Annotated in this window: 2 protein-coding genes; both read right to left on the bottom strand. The window is 67.3% G+C overall.

Going from position 1 to position 3,351, the window contains the following annotated elements:
* A partial coding sequence (locus BN1233_RS42415; protein WP_046869713.1) for a response regulator transcription factor occupies positions 1–695 on the bottom strand: 695 nt, incomplete at its 3' end.
* Positions 692–3,351 (bottom strand): sensor histidine kinase (locus tag BN1233_RS42420; RefSeq protein WP_046869714.1); only part of this gene is annotated, 2,660 nt, incomplete at its 5' end. The genes BN1233_RS42415 and BN1233_RS42420, both read right to left, overlap by 4 nt.

The following is a 3,351-nucleotide window of genomic DNA, read 5'->3' on the forward strand; positions in this document are numbered from 1 at the left end:
TACTCCGGAGCGCGCAGGCGGTAGCCCACCCCGGTCTCGGTCAGGATGTAGTAGGGCCGTTCCGGGTCGGCCTCGATTTTCTGCCGGAGCTGGCGCACGTGCACCCGCAGGTTCTGAACGTCCGCAATGCCGCCCCAGACCTGCCGGATCACGTGCTGATGGGTCAGCACCTTGCCGGCATGCTGGACCAGGACTCTCAGGATCTCGTACTCGCGCGGAGTGAGCTTCACCTCCTCGCTACGGAGCCTGACCATGCGCCGCACGAGATCGACCGAGAGATCGCCTGTCTGGAATAGCGCCCGTTCGCCCTGAGCCTGCAAGCGATGGCGCAACGCGACGCGGATTCGGGCGACGAGCTCCTTCGCCCCGAAGGGCTTGGTGACGTAGTCGTCGGCGCCGAGCTCGAGCGCCTCCACGATCCCGGCCTCGTCGGTGCGGCTCGAAAGAATGACGATCGGCGTGTCGCTGCCCGCCTCGCGCCACCGGCGCAGGAGTTCATGACCCTGGATATCGGGCAAGCCGAGATCGAGGATCACGAGGTCGGGCCTGGGCTCCGCTGAGAGGCGCTCCTGCGCCTCGCGGCCATTCGCGGCTTCGATCACCTCGTAGCCCTGGGTTCCGAGGCCCGTGCGCAGGAGCTTGCGGATCGGCGGCTCGTCGTCGACCACCAGGATGCGGACCGGGGCTGCGCTCATGCGACGTCATCCAGCTGGGCCGCGGGTGCCGCCGGCAGCGTGATCGTGAAGACCGCTCCCGGGCGGTCGGAGCGGTTCCCCGCCGTGATGGTGCCGTCCATAGCCTCGACGAAGCCGCGGCAGATGGCCAGGCCGAGGCCCGTGCCGGCGCGGACGCTGTCGCCCTTCCGGGCGCGGTGGAACTTCTCGAAGATATGTTCGAGGTCCGTCTGCGGAATACCCTCGCCCTCGTCGAGGACCTGGAGACACACTGCGAGGCCGCCTGCGTCCGGCCTGCCCTGGATGCGGACCGTGGTCCCGGGCGGGGCATATTTGGCGGCGTTGTCGAGGAGGTTGAAGAGCACCTGCTCGACGAGGACCGGATCCACGTCGACCATCGGCATATCTGGAGCGAGTTCGACCTCGATCCGATGGCCGCTCAACACCTTGTCCGCGCGTTGCAGGGCGGTGCCGACGATCTCCCCGACCTCGTGCGGCGCCGTGTTCGGCCTGACGGCGCCCGCTTCCAGCTTCGTCATGTCGAGGAGATTGGCGATGAACCGGTTGAGGCGCTCTGCTTCGTCCTGGATCGTCTCGACGAGATCCGCCTTGGTCTCCTCGTCGAGAAACGCGGGAAAGTCGCGCAGGGTCCCAGCGGCTCCTATGATGGCGGCGAGTGGCGTCTTGAGGTCGTGCGAGATCGAAGTGAGGAGCGCCTGGCGCAGACGGTCGGCCTCGGCCGCGCGCTTGGCCCTCTCGACATCCTCGACGAGGTTGACCCGCTCGATCGCCAGCGCCGCCTGATCGGTGAGTGCGTCGAGCAGCCGACGCTGCTCCGGGGTCAGCAAGGGACCCGGCCTGTCACCATCGAGTCCCACGACCCCGACGGCGCCACGCCCCGTACGCATCGGCAGGAACAGCCGTCGCGCCCCCGGCAGGGTATCGGCGCCGCGTCCTGCGGGATGATTGTGCTCATAGGTCCACTTGGCGGCGGCGAGGTCCGCTGCGTCGAGCATATCCTCAGGCGGGTAGCCTGCCCTGACCGTGATCGCGCCGTCCGGATCCGGCAGGAGCAGCACGACCCGCAGTTTCAGCATGGACGCGATCTGGAAGGCCATCGCCCACAGGGCATCGTCCAGGGTCGTGACGCCCGCGAGCTTGCGGCTGAAGGTGTAGAGCGCCTCCGTCGTGCGCGCCCGGCCCTGCGCCACCACGGCCTCGAGCCTCACCCGGGCGGCAAGATTCGAGACTAGGACTGCGACGATCGTGAAGAAGAGGAAAGCCGCAACGTTCTTTGGATCGGCGATCGTGAAGGTGTGGAGCGGGGGGATGAAGAAGAAATTATAGCAGAGCGAGGCAGCGGCGACCGCCAGGAGCGAGGGCCAGAGGCCGAACCTTACCGCGACTCCAACGACGGCCGTCAGGAACACGAGGTCGACCGTCTCCAGGCCAGCGAGCGGTTGGATGAGATGCGCGACACCGAACGCCGCCAGGACAGCGAGCAGCGCAACCGCGAATGGAACAGGGTCAATGGGCTCGGCCGCGGGCCGGGTGCGAACCGTCTTCCTCGGAACGGGCTCGGCCGCGACCTCCTCGCCCGCGATGACGTGGACGCTGATGTTGCCCGCCCGGCGCAGGAGGTCACGGACCACCGATCCATGCAGGATCTCGAACCACCGCGAACGCGTCGACTTGCCGATCACGATCTGGGTGACGTTGTTGGCCAGGGCATGGCCGATCACATCGTCGGCCACGGTCCGACCGCCGCCCGGCAGGGTGACCGCCTCCCCACCCAGCCTCTCCACAAGCCGCAAGGTATCGGCAATCCGGTCGCGCTCCTCCTCCGAGAGCTGTGCGCTGCGGCGCGTCTCGATATGGAGGGCCGTCCAGGGGGCATGCAGGCGATCGGCAAGGCGCTTGGCATAGCGCACGAGCCCTGCGGCGCGAGGATCCTCACTTACGCAGACCAGCACCCGCTCGCCCGCAGCCCACGGACCGGGGATCGCGTTGGCCTGCATGTGGGTCAGGAGCTGCGCATCGACCTGCTGCGCCGTGCGGCGCAGCGCGAGTTCCCGGAGCGCTGTCAGGTTGCCGGGCGAGAAGTAGTGGTTGATCGCCCGCTCGGCCGTGTCCGGAACGTAGACTTTGCCCTCCTTGAGGCGGCGGATCAGGTCCTCAGGCGTGAGATCGATGACCTCGATCTCGTCGGCCCGGTCGATGATCGAATCCGGCACCGTCTCGCGAACCCGGATGCGGGTGATCTGGGCGACGACGTCATTGAGGCTCTCGACGTGCTGGATATTGAGCGTCGTCCAGACATCGATGCCAGCAGCAAGCAGTTCCTCGACATCCTGGTACCGTTTGGGATGGCGGCTTCCCGGGGCGTTGGTATGCGCCAGTTCGTCGACGAGCGCGAGTTGTGGACGCCGTTGCAGAATGGCATCGAGGTCCATCTCCTGGATCATCTGTCCTCTGTACTCGATCGCACTGCGCGGGATGACCTCGAAGCCCTCGAGGAGCGCTTCCGTCTCTGCGCGTCCGTGCGTCTCGACGATGCCGATGACGACATCGATGCCCTCGAGGCGCTGGACGCGCCCGGCGGAGAGCATCTCGTAGGTCTTGCCAACTCCCGGAGCCGCGCCGAGAAAAATCCTGAGACGGCCGCGCCCCTCCCGGC

The organism is Microvirga massiliensis, assembly GCF_001006805.1.
GTDB lineage: Bacteria > Pseudomonadota > Alphaproteobacteria > Rhizobiales > Beijerinckiaceae > Microvirga > Microvirga massiliensis.